This window comes from Prauserella rugosa (genome assembly GCF_000719975.1).
GTDB lineage: Bacteria > Actinomycetota > Actinomycetes > Mycobacteriales > Pseudonocardiaceae > Prauserella > Prauserella rugosa.
Genome location: NZ_JOIJ01000001.1, coordinates 269,443 through 288,030, shown reverse-complemented (window position 1 = coordinate 288,030; position 18,588 = coordinate 269,443). Strand labels below are relative to the sequence as shown.

General features: G+C 68.6%; 17 protein-coding genes. 9 read left to right on the top strand and 8 right to left on the bottom strand.

All coding sequences use genetic code 11. The features are described from left to right. Positions 1–55 precede the first annotated feature (55 nt). The 4 genes from IF64_RS0101415 to IF64_RS0101400 all read right to left on the bottom strand — a co-directional run bounded on the left by IF64_RS0101415 (position 56) and on the right by IF64_RS0101400 (position 3,060). Positions 56–1,066 carry a copper resistance D family protein gene (locus IF64_RS0101415; RefSeq protein WP_030530129.1) on the bottom strand — a complete coding sequence of 337 codons (1,011 nt, stop codon included), beginning with the start codon at positions 1,064–1,066 and terminating at the stop codon, positions 56–58. Beyond that, positions 1,063–1,596 carry a copper resistance CopC family protein gene (locus tag IF64_RS0101410; protein WP_030530128.1) on the bottom strand — a complete coding sequence of 178 codons (534 nt, stop codon included), beginning with the start codon at positions 1,594–1,596 and terminating at the stop codon, positions 1,063–1,065. The genes IF64_RS0101415 and IF64_RS0101410 overlap by 4 nt, the downstream gene beginning before the upstream one ends. A gap of 77 nt (positions 1,597–1,673) precedes the next feature. Beyond that, on the bottom strand, positions 1,674–2,432 hold the full coding sequence (locus IF64_RS0101405; protein ID WP_030530127.1) for a YcnI family copper-binding membrane protein: 759 nt from the start codon (positions 2,430–2,432) through the stop codon (positions 1,674–1,676). Positions 2,433–2,523: 91 nt separating this feature from the next. Beyond that, positions 2,524–3,060, bottom strand: coding sequence for a hypothetical protein (locus IF64_RS0101400; protein ID WP_030530126.1), 537 nt, complete (start codon positions 3,058–3,060; stop codon positions 2,524–2,526). 489 nt (positions 3,061–3,549) lie between these two features. Here IF64_RS0101400 and IF64_RS0101395 point away from each other — a divergent pair, with 489 nt between their 5' ends. From IF64_RS0101395 to IF64_RS0101370, 6 genes are all read left to right on the top strand, one after another. Further along, the gene (locus IF64_RS0101395) at positions 3,550–5,196 is read left to right on the top strand and encodes a BCCT family transporter (RefSeq protein ID WP_051757408.1); all 1,647 of its coding nucleotides are present in this window, start codon (positions 3,550–3,552) and stop codon (positions 5,194–5,196) included. Further along, the gene (locus IF64_RS0101390) at positions 5,193–5,840 is read left to right on the top strand and encodes an ABC transporter permease (protein WP_030530124.1); all 648 of its coding nucleotides are present in this window, start codon (positions 5,193–5,195) and stop codon (positions 5,838–5,840) included. The genes IF64_RS0101395 and IF64_RS0101390 overlap by 4 nt, the downstream gene beginning before the upstream one ends. Further along, entirely contained in the window at positions 5,833–7,023 is a 1,191-nt protein-coding gene (locus IF64_RS0101385; protein WP_246134816.1) for an ABC transporter ATP-binding protein, read from the top strand. Before IF64_RS0101390 ends, IF64_RS0101385 begins: the two co-directional genes overlap by 8 nt. Next, positions 7,020–7,799, top strand: a complete 780-nt coding sequence (locus tag IF64_RS0101380; protein WP_030530122.1) for an ABC transporter permease — start codon at positions 7,020–7,022, stop codon at positions 7,797–7,799. Before IF64_RS0101385 ends, IF64_RS0101380 begins: the two co-directional genes overlap by 4 nt. Next, complete coding sequence (locus IF64_RS0101375) at positions 7,796–8,776, top strand: glycine betaine ABC transporter substrate-binding protein (RefSeq protein ID WP_030530121.1); 981 nt, start codon at positions 7,796–7,798, stop codon at positions 8,774–8,776. The genes IF64_RS0101380 and IF64_RS0101375 overlap by 4 nt, the downstream gene beginning before the upstream one ends. Before the next feature lie 365 nt (positions 8,777–9,141). Continuing rightward, a complete protein-coding gene (locus IF64_RS0101370) occupies positions 9,142–10,074 on the top strand; it encodes a TauD/TfdA dioxygenase family protein (RefSeq protein ID WP_030530120.1) in 933 nt (310 codons plus the stop codon). A gap of 203 nt (positions 10,075–10,277) precedes the next feature. Here IF64_RS0101370 and IF64_RS0101365 read toward each other — a convergent pair whose 3' ends face one another. Then, entirely contained in the window at positions 10,278–10,862 is a 585-nt protein-coding gene (locus IF64_RS0101365) for a DUF6474 family protein (protein ID WP_281292264.1), read from the bottom strand. Between the two features lie 58 nt (positions 10,863–10,920). On the opposite strand from IF64_RS0101365, the gene IF64_RS0101355 reads away from it, so the two are divergent. Beyond that, positions 10,921–12,597: a TM0106 family RecB-like putative nuclease gene (locus IF64_RS0101355; protein ID WP_030530118.1), complete on the top strand. Its 1,677-nt coding sequence runs from the start codon at positions 10,921–10,923 to the stop codon at positions 12,595–12,597. Here the strand turns inward: IF64_RS0101355 and IF64_RS0101350 are convergent. Then, on the bottom strand, positions 12,581–13,825 hold the full coding sequence (locus IF64_RS0101350; protein WP_051757368.1) for an HNH endonuclease signature motif containing protein: 1,245 nt from the start codon (positions 13,823–13,825) through the stop codon (positions 12,581–12,583). The genes IF64_RS0101355 and IF64_RS0101350 overlap by 17 nt on opposite strands. A gap of 214 nt (positions 13,826–14,039) precedes the next feature. Then, complete coding sequence (locus tag IF64_RS0101345) at positions 14,040–14,798, bottom strand: SDR family NAD(P)-dependent oxidoreductase (RefSeq protein WP_030530116.1); 759 nt, start codon at positions 14,796–14,798, stop codon at positions 14,040–14,042. A gap of 132 nt (positions 14,799–14,930) precedes the next feature. Here IF64_RS0101345 and IF64_RS0101340 point away from each other — a divergent pair, with 132 nt between their 5' ends. Next, a complete protein-coding gene (locus tag IF64_RS0101340; RefSeq protein ID WP_051757367.1) occupies positions 14,931–16,241 on the top strand; it encodes a UDP-glucose dehydrogenase family protein in 1,311 nt (436 codons plus the stop codon). Positions 16,242–16,333: 92 nt separating this feature from the next. After that, a complete protein-coding gene (locus IF64_RS0101335; protein WP_051757407.1) occupies positions 16,334–18,061 on the top strand; it encodes a gamma-glutamyltransferase family protein in 1,728 nt (575 codons plus the stop codon). Positions 18,062–18,214: 153 nt separating this feature from the next. On the opposite strand, the gene IF64_RS0101330 is transcribed toward IF64_RS0101335, so the two are convergent. Beyond that, a complete protein-coding gene (locus IF64_RS0101330; protein WP_030530113.1) occupies positions 18,215–18,568 on the bottom strand; it encodes an ester cyclase in 354 nt (117 codons plus the stop codon). Positions 18,569–18,588: the final 20 nt, after the last annotated feature.

Genomic DNA, 18,588 nt, shown 5'->3' with positions numbered 1-18,588 from the left:
CGGCGGGCGGATCGTTACTCCGCGCCGGTCGGGCGCGTCCGGGTGTGGTCGTGGATCACGGGGTGACGGGGGTGCGGCTCAGCACCACCGCGAAGCCGAACGCGAGGCCGAGCACGGTCAGTTCGAGGGTCGCCCAGGTCGCGAGCGCCGTTCTGCGGTGCCGCAGCACCTGGGGCAGCAGGCGCATCCGCAGGTAGCCCCCGAGGCAGGCGGCCCCGGCCAGGCAGCACACCTTGACGAGGATCAGCACGCCGTACGAGGTGCCGAACAACAGCCCGAGGAGCGAGTCGCCCTGGTTGCCGCCCAGTTCGACGACCGCGTTGAACGCCCCGGTGACGGTCACCGCGACGAGGCACACCGTGGCCAGTGTCGAGAACCGGGGCAGTGCCGTGGCCAGCAGTGTCCGGTTGCCTGCCAGCACGGCCGCGACAGCACCCAGGCCTCCTGTCCAGGTGACCGCCGCGAGCACGTGCAGCTCGATGGAGATCGTCGCGTAGTCGTGCAACGACCACCCCGACGCATGGCCGGTCACCGGCAGCGGCAACAGCGCGAACAGTCCGAGTCCGACGCACACCTCGGGAGGAACGGCGGAGGCGCGCCACAGCGCCACCGCGTTCAATCCGGCCAGCACGAGTGCCAGCGCGGCGACCAGGAGCAGCGCCTTGCCTGCCGCGACGTCGGCGACGTAACCGGCGACGTCCGGGTCGGTCGGGCGGTACTCGGCCGACTGCAACAGCAGCGTCCCGGCGGCGGCCGCCGCCCACACCGCCGCCGAGCCGATCGCCACCGGCCGCGCTGCCGCGAGCACCGGAGCGGCCAACTTCGGCCGCTCACCGCCGAGCAGCACCGGCAGCAGTGCGAGCCCGACGGTCGTCACGGCGGCGACGTTCATCACCGCCCGCACCACCGGGATGCCGACCGAGACCGCCTCGCCCGCCGCGGCCACCCCACGAACCGGGGCGGCCGCGGTCAGCGCGAACCCGACCAGCGACCCCGCCAGCGCGGCGGTCAGCAGGCCGGTCAGGACCGTGGCCCTCGGGCGCGAGGCGGTCTCGGTGGGGCTCACGAGCGGCCGGACCCGGCGCGCAGGGCCACCGTCACGCCGACACCCAGCAACGCGACCGCGGCGACGATCCACACCCACACCGGCACTCCGCCACCGTCGGTGTCGGAGTCGGCCTGGTTCTCGGCGTCGGCGGGCTGACCGGGTGCTTCGTCGCCCCCGGGACCGTGCTGGGTGAGCGTGAACCGGATCTCGTCGGTGACCGCATGGCCGTCGGCGGACAGGATCCGGTACCCGATCACGTACTCGCCCTTCGGGCCGAGCGGGTGCAGCGCCGTGGTGACGCTGGTGCCGTCGACCTGCGCCTGGCCGCGCTGCCACTGGCCGCCGTCGGGACCGGTGACGGCGATCTGGTTGACTCCGTCACCCGCGCCGCGCTGCACCGGCTGGTCGAACGTCAACGTGACCTCGTCCGGTGCCCGGTCGAGCGATGCGCCCTCGGCGGGATCGGACTCGATCAGCGTGTTGTGCGCCGACGCAGGCCCCGCCGCGGCCAACAGTGTGGCCAGCACGACGCCGGCCACGGCCAGCAGCCGACGTGCGGCGCTGAAGTTGCCGCCTGAGACGGTGCCGCTGGGGGTGCCGGTGGGGATGGTGCCCTGTCGTGCCGTCACGAGTCCGCCTTTCCCGCCTTGCGGGCGCGCAGGGTCGCACCCGCGCCGACCCCGACGCCCAGTGCGCCGACCAGCAGGCCTGCTCCGCCGAGCCACCGAGCCGTGTCGTCGGTCGCGTTCGCGGCGGCCTCGGCGTTGTCACCGGAGCCCCCGTGACCGCCCTCTGCCGACTCGCCCGAACCGTGCGCACCGTGGGAACCGCCTGCGCCGTGGGAGTGCCCGCCCGACGCGGCGGCCAGCTCGACCACGGGCGCCGGGTGTTCGGGCTCGGCGTCGCCGGACTGGGGCTGGTTCCAGTTCGACACCGTGCCGTCGGAGTAGGTCTGTTTCGTGGGCAGCATGATCGTGTCGGCGTCGGCGGGCAGCGCGCCGAGCTGCAGGTCGAATTCCTGGTAGGAGTCCAGGCCCGCGGGGATCTCGTTGCCGTCGGACGCGGTCCAGGTGACTTTCGTGACCACGTCCGAGCCGTTCTTCTCGACCGTCGCGTCCCAGCCGGGCACCGGCTTCGTGCGCGCGCTGCTGATCTTGTACTCGGCGGGGACGGTCACCTCGATCTTCGTGGTGCCCGCCTGCTCCTCCTCATTGGGGACGCGCAGGGTGATCGCGCCGTACCCGCCCTTCTCGGGGGCGTCGCCGTAGACGTTGGCGGTGACGTGCGCGGAGGCCACGCCCGCGCCTGCGGCGAGCGTCAGCCCGAGCGCGGCCGCGACGGCGCCACCGCGCGCGGCGAGGGTGGGGAATCGATGGGTCGACATGCTGGATGACTCCTGATGTGCGTGCGATCGCCCACTGAGCGGGCGATGTGGTCCGGACCGCTCGCGGGCGCGAGCGGGTGGGCATGCGGGGTCAGGAGCGAACGGGCGGACCGCGTCTGCCGTGCACCCGCCGCAGAAGCACGTCGGTGACGACCGTCGCGGCCGTGGGCAAGGCCAGTGGAGCGGGCGCGGGGGAGCTCGGAAGGGCCGGCAGGGTGACGAGGATCGTCACCGGACGCCACAGCCACCTCGTGGCGGCCGCCGCAGCGGCGAGCATCTCCTCGGCGCGGGCCAGTACGACCGCGGTCGCGGCCGTGGCGAGTGCGTGTCCCGCCACCATGGCGGGCCCTTCGCCGCCGTGGCCCGACAGCAGGGTCAGCAGCGCGTGGGTGGCCAGCTGGCCGGTGCCCAGGACGAGCAGGATGCCGCGGGTGCCCTGCGCCCGGTGGGCGGTCGCCGTCGCGATCCACCCGATCAGCGAGGCCAGCACGACGGTGACGCCCGGATGCGGCAGTCCGCCGCCCGCGGTGCCGTGAGCCGTCACGGAGAGTGCCGCCGACAGGCCAGCCAGCAGCACCCCGCGGCAGAGGGGCATCACCCGGCCGGGCATGCCCCGGGACCGAGGCATGCCCCGACCTGAGGACCGCGGCGCGCGCACGCCCACAGCTTATGAGACGCGGAAGTTCCGTCCAGTTTGGTCCCGGATGCCGGAACCGGAGCGGGAAAGATTCAGGGAGAAAGCCCGAAACAGTTGATGTTCGAGTCGACATGGGGAACGGTTGCCGAGTGGTCCCGCGGCTGTGACGCACGCCCGGGATCCATCCGCGATTTTTCGCGAACCCTCTAAGGTGTTAACCCGAACGGGCGTAGACGGTCGAAATGGTGACAGCGAAAGGAGAACGCGCCGTGAGCGCGGCGCGTGGTTATGTCCACAGAACCCGATTCCGACAAGGCGACCGGTGCAGTGAGTGACGACGGTGCAGGTGGCGGCGAAGTCCGCCATGACGAGGCGAATCCGCCCGAGGCGACCGGTGCAGTGAGTGACGACGGTGCAGGTGGCGGCGAAGTCCGCCATGACGAGGCGAATCCGCCCGAGGCGACCGGGGCCGCAGGGCCCATGGTGGACACCCCCGAGGTGTCGGCCGCGGACAGAGAGGCCGTGACCGACCGGCCGGTGTTCATCGTGGCAGCGCTGCTGGCGCTGGCGATCATCGTCTGGGGCGTCGCGCTGCCCGAGAACCTGCTCACGGTGTCGGAGACCCTCCTCTACGACGCGGTGATCCCGTTCGGCGGCTGGATCTTCGTGCTCACCGCCAGTGGCTTCGTCGTGTTCGCGATCGGTCTGGCGATCAGTCGATACGGCCGTATCAAACTCGGACAGGACAACGAAAAACCGGAATTCCGCACATCGTCGTGGGTCGCCATGATGTTCAGTGCGGGAATGGGCATCGGATTGATGTTCTTCGGCGTGTTCGAACCGGTGTCCTTCCTCGCCGAACCGCCACCCGGAACGGGCATTCCGCCCAATTCGGATCAGGCGATTCACACCGCGATGGCGACCACGTTGTTCCACTGGACCGTGCACCCGTGGGCGATCTACGCCGTCGTCGGTCTCGCCATCGCCTACAGCGCGTTCCGGCGCGGCCGCAGCCAGCTCATCAGCTCGGTCTTCTGGCCGCTGCTCGGCCAGCGGCACACCGACGGCCCGCTCGGCAAGGCCATCGACGTCATGGCGATCTTCGCCACGCTGTTCGGGTCCGCGGCTTCGCTCGGCCTCGGTGCGCTCCAGGTCGGCGGTGGTCTCAGCGCGGTCGGCTGGATCGACGAGCCCGGCTCGGGTCTGCTCGTGGGCCTCATCGCGGTCCTGACCGTGTGCTTCATCGCCTCCGCGGTGTCGGGTGTGGCGAAGGGCATCCAGTGGCTGTCCAACATCAACATGGTGCTGGCCGCCGTGCTCGCGGTGTTCATCCTCGTCGTCGGCCCGACCGTGATGATCCTCAACCTGGTGCCGGGCGCCATCGGCGACTACGTCCGTGAACTGCCCGAGATGGCGGGCCGCACCGGTGCCACCGGCGGCCAGGCCATGCAGGATTGGCTCTCGAGCTGGACGATCTTCTACTGGGCCTGGTGGATTTCCTGGACGCCCTTCGTGGGCATGTTCATCGCGCGTATTTCGCGTGGGCGGACAATTCGGCAGTTCATCATCGGCGTCATCGCCGTGCCCAGTGTGGTGAGCCTCATCTGGTTCGCGATCTTCGGCGGCGCGGCCATGGACATGCAGGCCAAGGACGGCATCGACATCGCGGGAACGGGTTCGAGCGAGGCCGCGACGTTCACGATGCTCGAGAATCTGCCGTGGTTCCTGCCCGCCGCGATCATCGTGATGATCCTGGTCTCGATCTTCTTCGTCTCGGGTGCCGACGCGGCGTCGGTGGTGATGGGAACGCTGTCCCAGCGCGGTTCGGTCGAGCCCAAGAAGGGGATCGTGATCTTCTGGGGCGTCGTCATGGGCGCTGTCGCCGCCGTGATGCTCATCGTCGGTGGTGAGGACGCTTTGTCGGGTTTGCAGAATTTGACGATTCTGATAGCAGTACCATTCGTCTTCGTCATGATCGGTTTGTGCGTCGCGGTGTGGATGGATCTGCGGCGTGACCCGCTCATTCTGAAGGAGGACGAGATGCGTCGATCTCTCGAGGAGATCCACGACGAACGGAGTGAGGAGCGGCGTGCACGCAGGCGAGGGCTGAGGGCGCGGCGCCGGTGAATCTGTTCGACTACGTCGCCGATCGGTGGGATCGGCTCGCGTTGCAGTCGTGGTTGCACGTCAGCGAGGTCGTGCAGGCCACGCTGCTGGCGGCGGTGGTCGGCGTGTTGATCGGCATCGCGGTGTACCGCAGCCCGATCGGCTCCGCCGTCGCCACCGCCCTGGCCAGCACCATCCTCACCATCCCGTCCTTCGCGCTGCTCGGCCTGCTGATCCCGGTGTTCGGCCTCGGCCCGACGCCCGCGGTCATCGCGCTCGTCCTGTACGCGCTGCTGCCGATCACGCGGAACACGATCGTCGGCCTCGCCGGAGTCGATCCGGCCGTGACCGACGCGGCCAAGGGCATCGGGATGAACCGGTTCGCCGTGCTGGCCAGGGTCGAACTGCGCCTGGCCTGGCCGGCGATCCTCGCCGGCATGCGGGTGGCGACGCAGATGTTGATGGGGATCGCCGTCATCGCCGCCTACGCCAAGGGGCCCGGCCTCGGCGGCGAGGTGTTCTCCGGTCTGACCAGGGCGGGCAGCGCCAACGCCACCAACCAGGCGCTCGCGGGGACGCTCGGCGTCGTCATCCTCGCTCTGCTGCTCGAGGGCGTGTACTTCCTGATCGCCCGCTTCACCGTTTCGAGAGGTATCCGTGGCTGACACCAACGATCTGACCGACACCACCGGCAACGACGGCGTCTCCGGCGTCGAGATCCAGCTGGAGGGGGTCACCAAGCGTTACCCGGGGTCGGCCGAACCGGCGGTGAAGGACTTCACCATGACGATCCCCGCGGGGAAGATCGTCATCTTCGTGGGTCCGTCGGGCTGCGGGAAGACCACGACGATGCGGATGATCAACCGGCTGATCGAGCCCTCGTCGGGCCGCATCACCATCGGCGGCGAGGACGCGCTGAAGCTCGACGACGTGCAGCTGCGCCGCAAGATCGGCTACGCCATCCAGCAGGCAGGGCTGTTCCCGCACTTCACGGTCGCGCAGAACATCGGCGTCGTGCCGGGCATGCTCGGCTGGAACAAGAAGCGCATCGCCGACCGGGTCGAGGAACTGATGGACCTCGTCGGGCTCGACCCGACGCAGTTCCGCGACCGCTATCCGCGTCAGCTATCCGGTGGTCAGCAGCAGCGGGTCGGGGTCGCGAGGGCGCTGGCCGCCGACCCGCCCGTCCTGCTGATGGACGAGCCGTTCGGCGCCGTCGACCCGATCACCCGCGGCAACCTGCAGGACGAACTGCTGCGCCTGCAGGCCGACCTCGGCAAGACGATCGTGTTCGTCACGCACGACTTCGACGAGGCCGTGAAGCTCGGTGACCGCATCGCCGTGCTCGGCGACCAGTCGTCGATCCAGCAGTACGACACCCCGGAGGCGATCCTGGCGAACCCGGCCAACGACATGGTCGCCGGCTTCGTCGGCGCGGGCGCCTCGCTCAAGCAGCTCACGCTGCTGCGCGTGCGCGACGTCGACTACCCCGACATCGCGTTGACCACGCAGGTGGGCGAATCGCCCGCCGACCTGCGCACCCGCATGGCCGAGGCGGGCAAGACGTACGCGCTGCTCGTCGACGGTCGCCGGAGGCCGCAGCGCTGGATCCACGTGCGGAGCCTGCCGACCGCGACGTCGCTGGCCGGCCTCGGCAGGCCCGTCGGCGACACCGTGAGCACGCAGTCGACCCTGCAGGACGCGCTCGAGGCGATCCTGGCCGAGGGCGGCCACGCCGTCGTCACCGGAACGCGCGGGCAGTACGTCGGCATGATCGACATCACCACGGTCACCGACGTGCTGGCCCAGCTCCGCGAGGAACACGAGGCCGGGGCGGACGCGTCATGAGCAACGTCGACGTCACCGGGTTCTCCACCGAGTCCGGGTCCCGCAAGGCCGACCGGGTACGGCTGCTCGCGCAGCCGCTGACCGTCGTCGTGGTGGTCGGCGCCGTCCTCGTGTGGGCGTTCACCCGGACCAACGACGAGATCGAATCCCAGTCCATCCAGACCGGTGTGCTGCTGACGAAGACCTGGGAACACCTGCTGATCACGGTCGTCGTGACGGCCATCGTGGTCGGCGTCGCCGTGCCGCTGGGCGCGATGCTCACCCGGCGGTGGGCCAAGCCCGTGGCACCGGTGTTCATCGGCATCGCCAACATCGGCCAGGCCGCGCCCGCACTCGGTGTGCTGGTGCTGTTCTTCCTGTGGACAGGGTGGGAAGGGCTGTGGGCCGCGGCGCTGCCGATCGCCTTCTACTCGCTGCTTCCCGTGCTGCGCAACACGATCGTCGGTATCCAGGCGGTCGACCCGGCCCTCGTGGACGCGGCCAAGGGCATCGGCATGTCGCCGCGTGCGGTGCTGATGCGCATCGAGATGCCGTTGGCGCTGCCGCTGATCCTCGCCGGGATGCGCACGTCGCTCGTGCTCGCCGTCGGCACCGCCACGCTGGCGTTCTTCGTCAACGGTGGCGGGCTCGGCGAACTCGTCGACACCGGATACAAGCTGAACCGTCCTTCCGTGCTCGTGGTGGGCGCGGTGCTGGCCGTCGGGCTCGCGCTGCTCGTCGACTGGCTCGGCGCGCTCGCCGAGGAGTACCTGGGACCGAAGGGGCTGTCGTCATGAGGAGCACGAAGCGCTGCGGCGCGAAGCTTCGGTCGGTGCTCGGGGCGGCGGTGCTGATGGCGACGACGTCGGCGTGCGGGCTGACCGTCAACGCCGCTCTGCCCTACGACGTGCAACCCGGGTCGATCAAGCACGTTCCCGCGTTGGAAGGCGTCGAGGTCACGGTGGGGTCGAAGGACTTCACCGAGCAGATCGTGCTCGGCTACATCGCCCAGATCGCGCTGGAAGCCGCGGGGGCGAACACGGTCGACATGACCAACATCGCCGGGTCGAACAGCTCGCGGTACGCGATGGAGGACGGCCAGCTGCAGATGCAGTGGGAGTACACCGGCACCGCCTGGCTCTCCTACCTCGGCCACGACAAGCCCGTGGCCGGTGAGCAGCAGCAGTACGAGGCCGTGCGCAAGGCCGACCTCGAACAGAACGACATCGTGTGGCTGCCGTACTCGCAGGTGAACAACACGTACGCGTTCGCGACCACCGAGAAGTTCGCCCAGCAGCACAACCTGCGCACCACCACCGACATGACGAACTACCTCAAGGAGAACCCGAAGGAAGCGGTGTTCTGCGTGGAGACGGAGTTCGCCAGCAGGCCCGACGGCATGCCGGGGGTCGCGAAGGAGTACGGCTTCCCCGTCACGACGTCGAAGACGTTCGGCACCGGCGCCGTGTACGCGGCGGTCGCCGGTGGGACGTGCAACTTCGGCGAGGTGTTCACCACCGACGGCCGCATCGCGGGTCTGAACCTTCGCGTGCTCGAGGACGACAAGAAGTTCTTCCCCGAGTACAACGCGTCGGTGACCGTGCGGAAGGACTTCTACGAGGAGCACCCCGAGATCCAGCAGGTCCTCGCGCCCGTCGCGAAGGCCCTGAACAACGACGAGATCATCGAGATGAACAAGCAGGTCGACGTCGACGGGCGCGACCCGTCGAAGGTCGCCTACGACTGGATGCGCGAGAAGGGCTTCGTCAGCTGACCCGCACTCGTCGTTGTCATCGACGTCCGTCGTAGGCGCGATGCGAGACGGTTCGCGCACGCGGCGCGGTGCCCGCCCTTCGGCGGGACCGCGCCGCTTCTCTGTCGGCCGTCCTTCGGCCGTTCTCGACGCTGTTGTCGGTCCGTGGGCCCTGTTTCGTTCCGCACGTCACCAACCATTGCCCCGAGCAGGGGTTTGTTCGGGGGCGGGAAGACCCCATAATCGGGTCATGCCTCCTGTGTGGGACCACTCCGGTGTCGTTGCCCTGCTGCTGCGGCGCGGCCGCCTCGGCTCTCCGCCGTGGTCGGGTCGCTGACCCGGTTCGCTGACACACCGAAATCCCAGCAGCGGAGGAATTTTTCTCGATGACGATCGAATTGTCTCCTGGCACGACCCTGCGCTCGGCCCGTACGCCCGCCGACGGAATCCTCGAAGGTCCGCGCACGCTGCGCCGCCTGCCCGAGGGCGTGGAGTCGAAGCCCTACGAACTGTTCACCGTGCATCCGCTCGGCCGGATCATCGGCGCCGAGATCGAGGGCGTGGATCTGTCCCAGCCCCTCACCCCTGAGCTGCGCGACGAACTCAACCGCGCGCTGCTGGAGTGGAAGGTGATCTTCTTCCGCGACCAGGACATCACCCCCGCCCAGCAGCGTGACTTCGCCCGTAACTGGGGTGAGCTGGAGACGAACCCGTTCATCCCCACCGGCGACTCCGACGAGGTCACGCGGTTCGAGCGCACCGCGGCGATGCCGGCGTTCGAGAACATCTGGCACGTGGACGTGACGTTCCGCCCCAATCCCGCGCTCGGGTCGGTGTTGCGGCTCGTCGAGGTTCCGCCCGTCGGCGGCGACACGATGTGGGCCGACATGGCGGCGGCCTACGACAACCTTCCCGAGGAGGTGAAGGAACGCATCGACGGGCTCACCGCGGTGCACGACTACATCCCCGGGTTCGACCGGTTCTCCGACCACGACTACCTCGCACGCTGGCAGGAGACGTTCCCGCCGGTGGAACACCCCGTGGTGCGTACCCACCCGGAGACCGGTCGCAAGACGCTGTTCGTCAACCAGGCGTTCACGACGCACATCGTCGGCATGGACCGCGACGAGAGCGACCGCCTGCTGCACTACCTGTTCACCCAGGCGCACGTGCCCGAATACCAGGTGCGGTTCCGCTGGACGAGGAACACCGTCGCCTTCTGGGACAACCGTGCGACGCAGCACTACGCGGTGAACGACTACTCGCCGCACCCGCGTGTCGCCGAGCGGGTGGCCATCGCCGGCGACCGGCCGTACTGATCCTTCTCACCTGGCCGGCGCGGCGCTGCTGGTCGTCCGGCCGAGCGGTTGAGTCGTTGAACCGTTCGGCCGGCGCCCCCGGCCCGTCACCGCGTCACTTCTGAGCGGCTGCTGCGCCGCCTCGTCGGGCCTTCCCGAGCGGGTTCTTACCGCGCTCGGGCGCCTACTAGGCTCGCCCCCTACGGGCTGGGTCCTTGCCGGGTTCAGGCCACGCCGAGGCGGCGCAGCAGCTCGGACTCCACTCCGTCCAGTTCCGACGACACCGCCTTGTGCGCCGCCTTCCGCCGAGCTGAGGGCATGTGTTCGGCCGCGCGCACCGAGGCTGTGAGCTGCTCGAGCGTGCCCTGCGCGTGCTGCGTGAACGAGAGGTCGTCGTCGGTGGCCTGAGGTGCATGGCGCAGCTCGGCGAGTCCTTCCGCCGCGCCAGAGATCCGGGCCAGCAGGGCTCCGCCGTGCCCGCTGTACTCGGCGAGCTGGTCGACGGGAATGCCCATCTTGCGAGCCTGGTACCGGTCGTACGCATCGCGGACACCGCTGGCCGCGCGCACGGCGAGCGGGATCAGGGCCGGGCCGACAGCAGGGATGACGATCTTCGCGACCCGCACGGCGTTCTTGGCGCGCTTCGGGGTCAGTCCCGACTCGTGCTCCTCGGTGCCCTTCGTCTTCGAGGATTCGGCCAACGTGTCGTCGTGGCCGTTCTTACGAGATTTGCGGGCCATCGCCGTTCCTCGCCTCCGGGTCGTGCTGGTCGTGATCGCGGCTGAACTGACGCAGAACTTACTGGTCATGACTGCCCGGGAGCACGTCGCCTCCGGGAGTGTCGGCGGCTTCTCATAAAGTGACACTATGGCTGACGAGGTGTTACTCGACGCAAATGTGGTGACCCGGTGTCGCCGACGGGTGCACCTCGACAACGATCCGACGATGGCCGGCGCCCCGCTCGCGCCTCCGGATCCTTCGTCCGAACAGCGCATCGCCGACGCGGAGGCGCACCGCGCCGAGGTTCGTGACCGCCTGCAGGCCGCCACAACCGCCGTCGACGACGACGGCATCGTTCCGGATGCCTCGAGTGCGTCATGGGTCGTGGTCCCCGCCGACCTCCCGCCCGCCGAACGTGCCGGCCTCACCCTGACCGCGCTGGAGGAAGGCGTCGCCTACATCTGGGGCGCATTGCTTCCCCGGGATCGTGAATCCGGCCGCCGCGGTGGTATCCAGCTGCTCGTCCGCACCTCGGACGGCTACGTGCCCGTACTGGTCGTTCGGCACCGCATCACCGACTACGGGGAGGGTGCGCGCACCACCGAAGTAGCGGATCTCGACCCGGCAAACGCCGCGCCGGATCCTGCCAGGAAGGTGCGTTCTCACCCGCGGGACCAGCTGAGGCTCGCGCACACTTACCGACTGCTCCAGGCCGCCGGCTTCGCCGAGCCGGACCGGGCGGTCGGGGGCGTCATCGGCCTGGACGTCGACGTGGTGCTCTGGCACGACCTCGAAGCCGGCACGTGGCCCGGAGGCAAGACCGCGCTCGAGGAGTACGACAACCGGTTCGCCGATCGGCTTGCCGTGGCGCGCGCGGCGGCATCGGGTGCCGAACCGTTGGCCGAGCCGTCGAGGATTCTCGAATGCAAGGGCTGTCCGTGGTGGCCGACGTGCGAGGCCGAGCTGACCCGCATCCGCGATGTGAGCCTCGTCGTGCGCGGCGAGGACGCGATGGAGCTGCGCCGGGCCGGCATTGCGACCGTCGACAAACTCGCCGCACTCGATGTCCACGACGAGCCGCCTATTCAGTGGACCGGTGTGACGTTCCAGGACGCGGTGTCGCTCGCTCGCGCGTGGCTGGCCGATCTCACGATGGTTCGGCGTGTCCGTGAGGTGCAGGTGCCGCGTGGCGACGTCGAGGTCGACATCGACATGGAGAGCTTCGGTGATTCCGGGGCCTACCTCTGGGGCTGCCTGATCAGCGGTGCCGATATCGGTGTGGAGCACGGCTATCACGCTTTCGCCACGTGGGATCCGTTGCCGACCGAGGACGAGGCGCGGTCGTTCGCGGAGTTCTGGGCGTGGTTGTCGGATGTCCGGGCGCGCACCGCCGAACGGGGCTTGTCGTTCCGCGCTTACTGCTACAACGCGTTGGCCGAGAACCGCTGGTTGTTCGCTTCGGCGGAGCGTTTCGCGGGCTTTCCGGGGGTGCCGTCGTCGGCGGACGTGCGTGCGTTCGTCGACTCCGACGAGTGGGTCGATCTGTTCCGCAGTGTGTCGGATCAGTTCCTGTGTTCGCATGGAAAGGGCCTCAAGGTTGTCGCCCCGGTGGCCGGGTTCGCGTGGCGGGACGCGGAAGCGGGCGGAGAGGCGTCGATGCGGTGGTACCGCGATGCGGTGGGCATGGACGGTGCCGAACCCGTGCTGCCGCAGCGCACCCGTCTGTTGACATACAACGAGGACGATGTGCTCGCCACGAAGGCGTTGCGGGAATGGATCAGCGAGCGGGCCATGAGCGAGGTTCCCTTCACTGATGATCTGTAGTGGATGTCGGGCCGTGCGGATCGTGTCCATGACCGTCGTCGCGTTTGCGCGTTGAGCGTTTGCGCTTGCGGCGTCGCTTGGCGGCACGGATTTTCTCGGGCAGTGTTTCGAGGGTGTCGTCGTGTGGGGGTTTTCCGGTGTAGGCGACCCCGCTCGGAGTGCGGATGCGGAGGGTGCCGTCGGGGTCGAGGGTGAACATCCAGCCTTCGGTGTGTTTGACCAGATGGTGCCGCCTGCACAGCCCGATCAGATTCGCCGCGCAGGTCTCGCCGTCGCAGCTGTACGGCTGGACGTGGTCGAGATCGGAGAACTCGGCCGGGCGGTGACAACCGGGGAAGCGGCACTCGGAGTCGCGGACCCGCACGTAGTCGGCGACGGCAGCCGGCGGCCGGTAACGGGTGCTGCTCACTTCCACGGGCGTGCCGTTGGACGCATCGGTGAGTACGCGCCGCCACGTCGATGTCGGGTTGTGGGCGATCTGCCGCGCGATCTCCGCGGGCACGGGGCCGTGGCCGGACAGCCGCGCGGGTCGGTCGCGAAGCGTCGCGAGTGTCTCGAAGTCGATGTGGACGTAGATGTCGGCCTTGGGCGAGGCGTCCACTGCCGTCGAGCTTTCGTCGATCAACCAGTCGGCCAGCACGTCCGCGCGCAGTTGGTCGAGTGTGCGCGTGTCGTTCTTGTCCTGCAACGCGCGAGCGGCGCGATCGATTCGGGCATAGGCCGCGGACGCCTTCTCCGCGGGGAGGTATGCCGACATCGACGCCATGGCGTCGTCGTGATGGGTCAGCGTGACCTTGCGGTCGGCGCGTCGCTGCCGGGCGCGTGTCGCGGCCCCGGCGGGATCCACTCGCTGCACCGCGCGATATGCCGTGCGGCGGATCCCCTCGGCATCCCTGTGGCGCAGTTTGTCGGCGATGACCCGGTCGACCTCCTTGGCCATTTCATCCTGGAGAACGTTTGTCTGGTTGGCGACTTTCGATGCCTTGTGCAGGTCGATGACGCCTTCTGAGAGTGCGTTCATCGTCATCGGTAGTCGCGTGGTCAGTTGCCAAGCCCAGTCGAGTTCTCGTTTCACGGTGTGCTCGGACTCGCTCAATAGCACGGCCAATTCAGCGGTGCTGTGGGCCGATTCCGGGTTCTGCTCGGCGAATGCCGCCAGTGCTCTGAGGTAGTCGGCTTGTGCGTGGCTGATCGCGCGCTTGGCGCGTACGAGATCATCGATCGTCATGATTCCCCCTCGGTTCGCCATTTCAACGTAGCGACGACACAAAGCATCGTCAAACCCATGTTCGAGGAATGACGCGAACTATCCCGTTCGCTGCGTTGTTGCAGTACTGGAACCGACTTGCATGTTCGGAGGATTCTCGACAATTTTCGTCGCCGGAAAGAAGGACGCCCCCGAAACGAAGAGAACGTTTCGGGGGCGGTGACGCTACGGACCGTCAGCGTGGCGCCATGCGAAGTGAGCCATCGAGGCGAATGACATCACCGTTGAGGTAGTCGTGTTCCACGATGTCGACCGCGAGCTGTGCATACTCGTCCGGGCGGCCGAGGCGCTTCGGGAACGGGACACCGGCCGCAAGACCAGCGCGGAACTCCTCGCTGACGGTGGCCAGCATCGGAGTGTCGATGATGCCGGGAGCGATGGTCATCACGCGGATGCCGTGCGAGGCGAGGTCACGCGCGGCGGGAACGGTCATCCCGACGACGCCGCCCTTCGACGCCGAGTACGCGATCTGCCCGATCTGGCCTTCGATCGCGGCCACCGACGCGGTGTTGATCACGACGCCACGCTGGTCGTCCTCGAGCGGTTCGGTCTGGGCCATCGCCTCGGCGGCGAGCGTCATGACGTTGAACGTGCCGGCGAGGTTGATGTTCACGACCTTGTGGAACAGGTCGAGATCGTGCGTGCCCTTCTTGGACAGGATGCGCGAGGACGGCCCGATCCCGGCACAGTTGACGACGATCCGCAGCGGCATGCCACTCGAGGAGGCCTGCTCGACGGCCGGCCGGAGCGCAGCGCCGTCGGTGACGTCCGCTTCCACGTAGGTGACGCCGTCGACCTGTTCGGCCTTCTCGATGGATGCCGCGAGGTCGAACGCGAACACGTGAGCGCCCTTGGCCGCGAGTGCCTTCGCGGTGGCACCGCCCAACCCGGAGGCTCCGCCCGTCACGATGGCCGCGGTGTCGTTGATCTGCATTCTCGTCCCTTCTCGCACGTCTTCGAGCAGAGCGAGCGTACGTGGTCACGCGGTCGATTCGTCGACGAATGTCCGCCTGCTGGTTCCCTTCACGTTCGCTCGCAGGTCACCGACGGCTGTGACCGTGCCACCATGAACGCTGCGCGGATCGTCGTGGTCGGCACCGGATACGTCGGCCTCACCACGGGAGCCTGCCTGGCCAGCCTCGGGCACACGGTGACCTGTGTGGACGTGGACACGGTCAAGGTCGCACGGCTGTCAGCGGGACGGGTCGACATCCTCGAGCCGGGTCTTGCCGAGCTTGTGGCGCGGGGACTCACGGGCGGCACGTTGTCGTTCGTGGTGGGCGCTGCCGAGGCGGTTCGTGACGCGGATGCCGTGTTCCTCTGTGTGCCGACGCCCATGGGCGCCGGCGGGGCGGCCGACCTGCGGGCCGTGGAGGACGTCGTCACCGAGATCGCCGACCATCTGCCGCCGGACTGCGCGGTGGTCACCAAATCGACCGTGCCGGTGGGGACGACCCGCCGGATCAGTGCGCTGCTGGGGCGGTCCGATATCGCCGTGGTGTCGAACCCGGAGTTTCTCCGCGAGGGCACGGCGGTCGACGACTTCCTCGGGCCCGACCGGATCGTCGTCGGCTCGGACACGCCGGGTGCCGCGCAGTGGATCGCGGACCTGTACGCCTCGCTGGGTGCGCCGTCGGTGGTGACCGACGCCGCGAGTGCCGAGCTCGTGAAGTACGCGGCGAACTGCTTCCTCGCCATGAAACTGTCGTACGTCAACTCGATCGCCGAGCTGTGTGAACGATTCGGCGCGGACATCGAATCGGTCACGGAAGGCATGGGGCACGATCGCCGTATCGGGCGCTCGTTCCTCAAGCCGGGGCCCGGATGGGGTGGTTCGTGTCTGCCGAAGGACACCAGTGCTCTGCTGCGGATGTCAGAGTCGACCGGGTTCGGGTTCGAGCTGTTGGACGCCGCGATCGCGGAGAACCTGGCGCAGCGCGAGCGGATCATCGCGAAGATCGCCAGGGCGGTCGGCGGCAACCTCGCCGACGCGCGAATCGGCCTGCTGGGCCTGGCGTTCAAGGCAGGCACGAACGACCTGCGGGACTCGCCGGCCCTCGGTGTCGCGTCCGTGCTGTGTGCGCACGGTGCCGAGGTCACCGCATACGACCCGGCGGTGGCCGAGGAACAGCCCGGCATTCTCGTCGTTGACAGTGCCTACCGGGCCGCGAAGGGCGCCGACGCGGTTGTCGTTCTGACCGAGTGGCCGGAGTTCCGGCGGCTCGACTGGCACTACATGGCCGAGTCGATGCACGGCGACACCGTGCTCGACACCCGTAACCTGCTCGACCCGGACACGGTGCTGGACGCCGGATTGAGCTGGCAGGGCATCGGTCGCCCGCGGGCTGTCGAGCGGGTCACGCCGATCGTTAGTTGAGGTAACGACATAACGGCCCGTAGGGTCATGGTGTGTCTGTAGTGAAGTCCTCCGCGTTCACCACCAGGCCGGAACTGGCCGGCACCCACGGCATGGTCGCCTCGACGCACTGGCTCGCCTCGTCCGCCGGTATGGCGGTGCTGGAAAACGGCGGCAACGCGTTCGACGCTGCGGTTGCGGCGGGTTTCGTGCTGCAGGTTGCCGAGCCGCACCTGAACGGACCTGGCGGGCAGGTTCCCGCGATCTTCGCGCCGGCGGGCGAGAGGCCCCAGGTGTTGTGCGGCCAGGGCGTGGCACCGGCTTCGGCGACCATCGGTCACTTCGACGACCTCGGTCTGGACCTCATCCCGGGCAGTGGTCTGTTGGCGGCGACGGTTCCGGGAGCGTGGGACGCGTGGCTGTTGCTGTTGCGCGACTACGGCACCAAGTCGCTGCGCGATGTCCTCGGGTACGCAATTTCGTACGCGTGGAACGGGATCCCCGTACTGGACCGGATCACCAGCACCATCGACGCGGTATCGGAACTGTTCGCGACTCACTGGCCGTCGTCGGCACAGCTGTGGCTGCCCGGCGGATACGCACCCACGTCCGGTTCGTTGCACTCCAACAGGGTTCTGGCGCGGACGTGGCAGCGTCTGCTCGCGGAGGCTGAATCCGTCACCGGGCGGGAGGAGCAGATCGACGCGGCGCGGCGAGCGTGGTCGCACGGATTCGTCGCCGAGGCTATCGACGCCTTCTGCACGCAGGCTTTTCGCGACGATTCCGGTCGTGACCACGCAGGACTGCTGACCGGCGACGACATCGCCGCGTGGCAGGCGTCCTACGAGGAACCGGTGATCACCGACTTCGGCGAATGGGGCCTGGTCAAGTGCGGGGCCTGGACGCAGGGACCGGTGTTGGCGCAGCAGCTGCGCATCCTCGAGGACGCGGATTTGTCGTATGTGGACGGTGTGCCGACGGCGCGAACCATCCACCTCGCGACGGAGGCAGCCAAACTGGCGTTCGCCGACCGCGAAGCGTGGTACGGCGACACGAGCGACGTGCCCCTCGAATGGTTGTTGTCTCGTGAGTACGCAGCCGAGCGCCGGGCGTTGATCGGCGACGAGGCCAGTGACCTTTTGCGGCCGGGCGGAGCGGACGCTCGAATCCCCGGCATGATCGAACGTACCCGTGGCATGTCCGCCGGTTCCGGAGCGATCGGGGAACCGACCGTGGACCGGCGGGGCGCGACACGGGGCGACACCGTGCACATCGACGTCGTGGACGCCGAGGGCAACATGGTGTCGGCGACGCCGTCCGGAGGGTGGTTGCAGTCCTCACCCACCATCCCGGAGCTCGGCTTCTGCCTCGACTCCCGTGCGCAGATGTTCTGGCTGGAGGACGGGCTGCCCAACTCCCTCGCGCCCGGAAAACGGCCCCGCATCACGTTGTCGCCGTCGATGGCGCTGCGCGACGGCGAGCCGACGGTCGCGTTCGGCACGCCCGGCGGCGACCAGCAGGACCAGTGGCAGCTCTGCTTCTGGCTGGCCCACGTCCGCGCGGGTCTGAATCTCCAGGAATCCATCGATGCGCCGGCATGGCACACGACCGCGTTCCCGAGCTCGTTCTATCCGCGTTCGTGGACCCCGAAGGAACTCGTCGTCGAATCGCGAGTCGGGGAGGACACCCGAGCAGCGTTGGCCGAACGTGGACACGACGTCGTCGATGCCGGGCCATGGGCACTCGGACGGTTGTCGGCCGTGTCACGCGAGTGCGGCAGCGGGATGTTGCATGCCGCTGCCAACGCACGCGGCATGCAGGGCTACGCCGTCGGCCGGTGACTCGCGCGAGCGTGACCGCACTGCCGGTGACCACGTGCGGCCGGTCACCTCGCGTGTCCCGGGGCCGCAACGTCCGTGAGCTTGGCAGTCCGTCTGGTGAGCTTGGGAGTCGGTGTCCGTGAGCCATGGCGCGACGGCAAGAGCGCACCATGCTCACGGGGTCTCGGCGATCACCCAGTACTCGACGAACCGGTCGCCGTCACGACGCAGGATGTCGTGTCCGTGAAAGGACGCCGGCGTGCCTTCGTAGTGACCGCGGCCCAGCCACCGTGCTGTGACGAGGTCTCCTTCCGAGACCGGTCCGATCGCCACCTCGAACGTGAGGTCGTCGAACATCTCGCGGCCCTGGCGGATCACTGCCGCCAACTCGTCGGGCCCCGTGACGAATTTCGGTCGTCCCGGCCAGTGCCCGACGAAATCGTCGGTGACAACCCGTCGGGCGATCGACTCCAAATCGGTCAACGGCCCGTTCCAGAGCTCTCCGAGCCAGCGCCGGTACAGATCCACAGCGATCTCCCTCCTCGGTT

Excerpts from the sequence above, each read along its gene's own strand:
- IF64_RS0101380 (WP_030530122.1), top strand. The coding sequence starts at position 7,020 with ATGAGCAACGTCGACGTCACCGGGTTCTCCACCGAGTCCGGGTCCCGC.
- IF64_RS0101355 (WP_030530118.1), top strand. The coding sequence starts at position 10,921 with ATGGCTGACGAGGTGTTACTCGACGCAAATGTGGTGACCCGGTGTCGC.
- IF64_RS0101395 (WP_051757408.1), top strand. The coding sequence starts at position 3,550 with ATGGTGGACACCCCCGAGGTGTCGGCCGCGGACAGAGAGGCCGTGACC.
- IF64_RS0101340 (WP_051757367.1), top strand. The coding sequence starts at position 14,931 with ATGAACGCTGCGCGGATCGTCGTGGTCGGCACCGGATACGTCGGCCTC.
- IF64_RS0101345 (WP_030530116.1), bottom strand. The coding sequence starts at position 14,798 with ATGCAGATCAACGACACCGCGGCCATCGTGACGGGCGGAGCCTCCGGG.
- IF64_RS0101350 (WP_051757368.1), bottom strand. The coding sequence starts at position 13,825 with ATGACGATCGATGATCTCGTACGCGCCAAGCGCGCGATCAGCCACGCA.
- IF64_RS0101335 (WP_051757407.1), top strand. The coding sequence starts at position 16,334 with ATGGTCGCCTCGACGCACTGGCTCGCCTCGTCCGCCGGTATGGCGGTG.
- IF64_RS0101365 (WP_281292264.1), bottom strand. The coding sequence starts at position 10,862 with ATGACCAGTAAGTTCTGCGTCAGTTCAGCCGCGATCACGACCAGCACG.
- IF64_RS0101405 (WP_030530127.1), bottom strand. The coding sequence starts at position 2,432 with ATGTCGACCCATCGATTCCCCACCCTCGCCGCGCGCGGTGGCGCCGTC.
- IF64_RS0101400 (WP_030530126.1), bottom strand. The coding sequence starts at position 3,060 with ATGCCTCGGTCCCGGGGCATGCCCGGCCGGGTGATGCCCCTCTGCCGC.
- IF64_RS0101370 (WP_030530120.1), top strand. The coding sequence starts at position 9,142 with ATGACGATCGAATTGTCTCCTGGCACGACCCTGCGCTCGGCCCGTACG.
- IF64_RS0101375 (WP_030530121.1), top strand. The coding sequence starts at position 7,796 with ATGAGGAGCACGAAGCGCTGCGGCGCGAAGCTTCGGTCGGTGCTCGGG.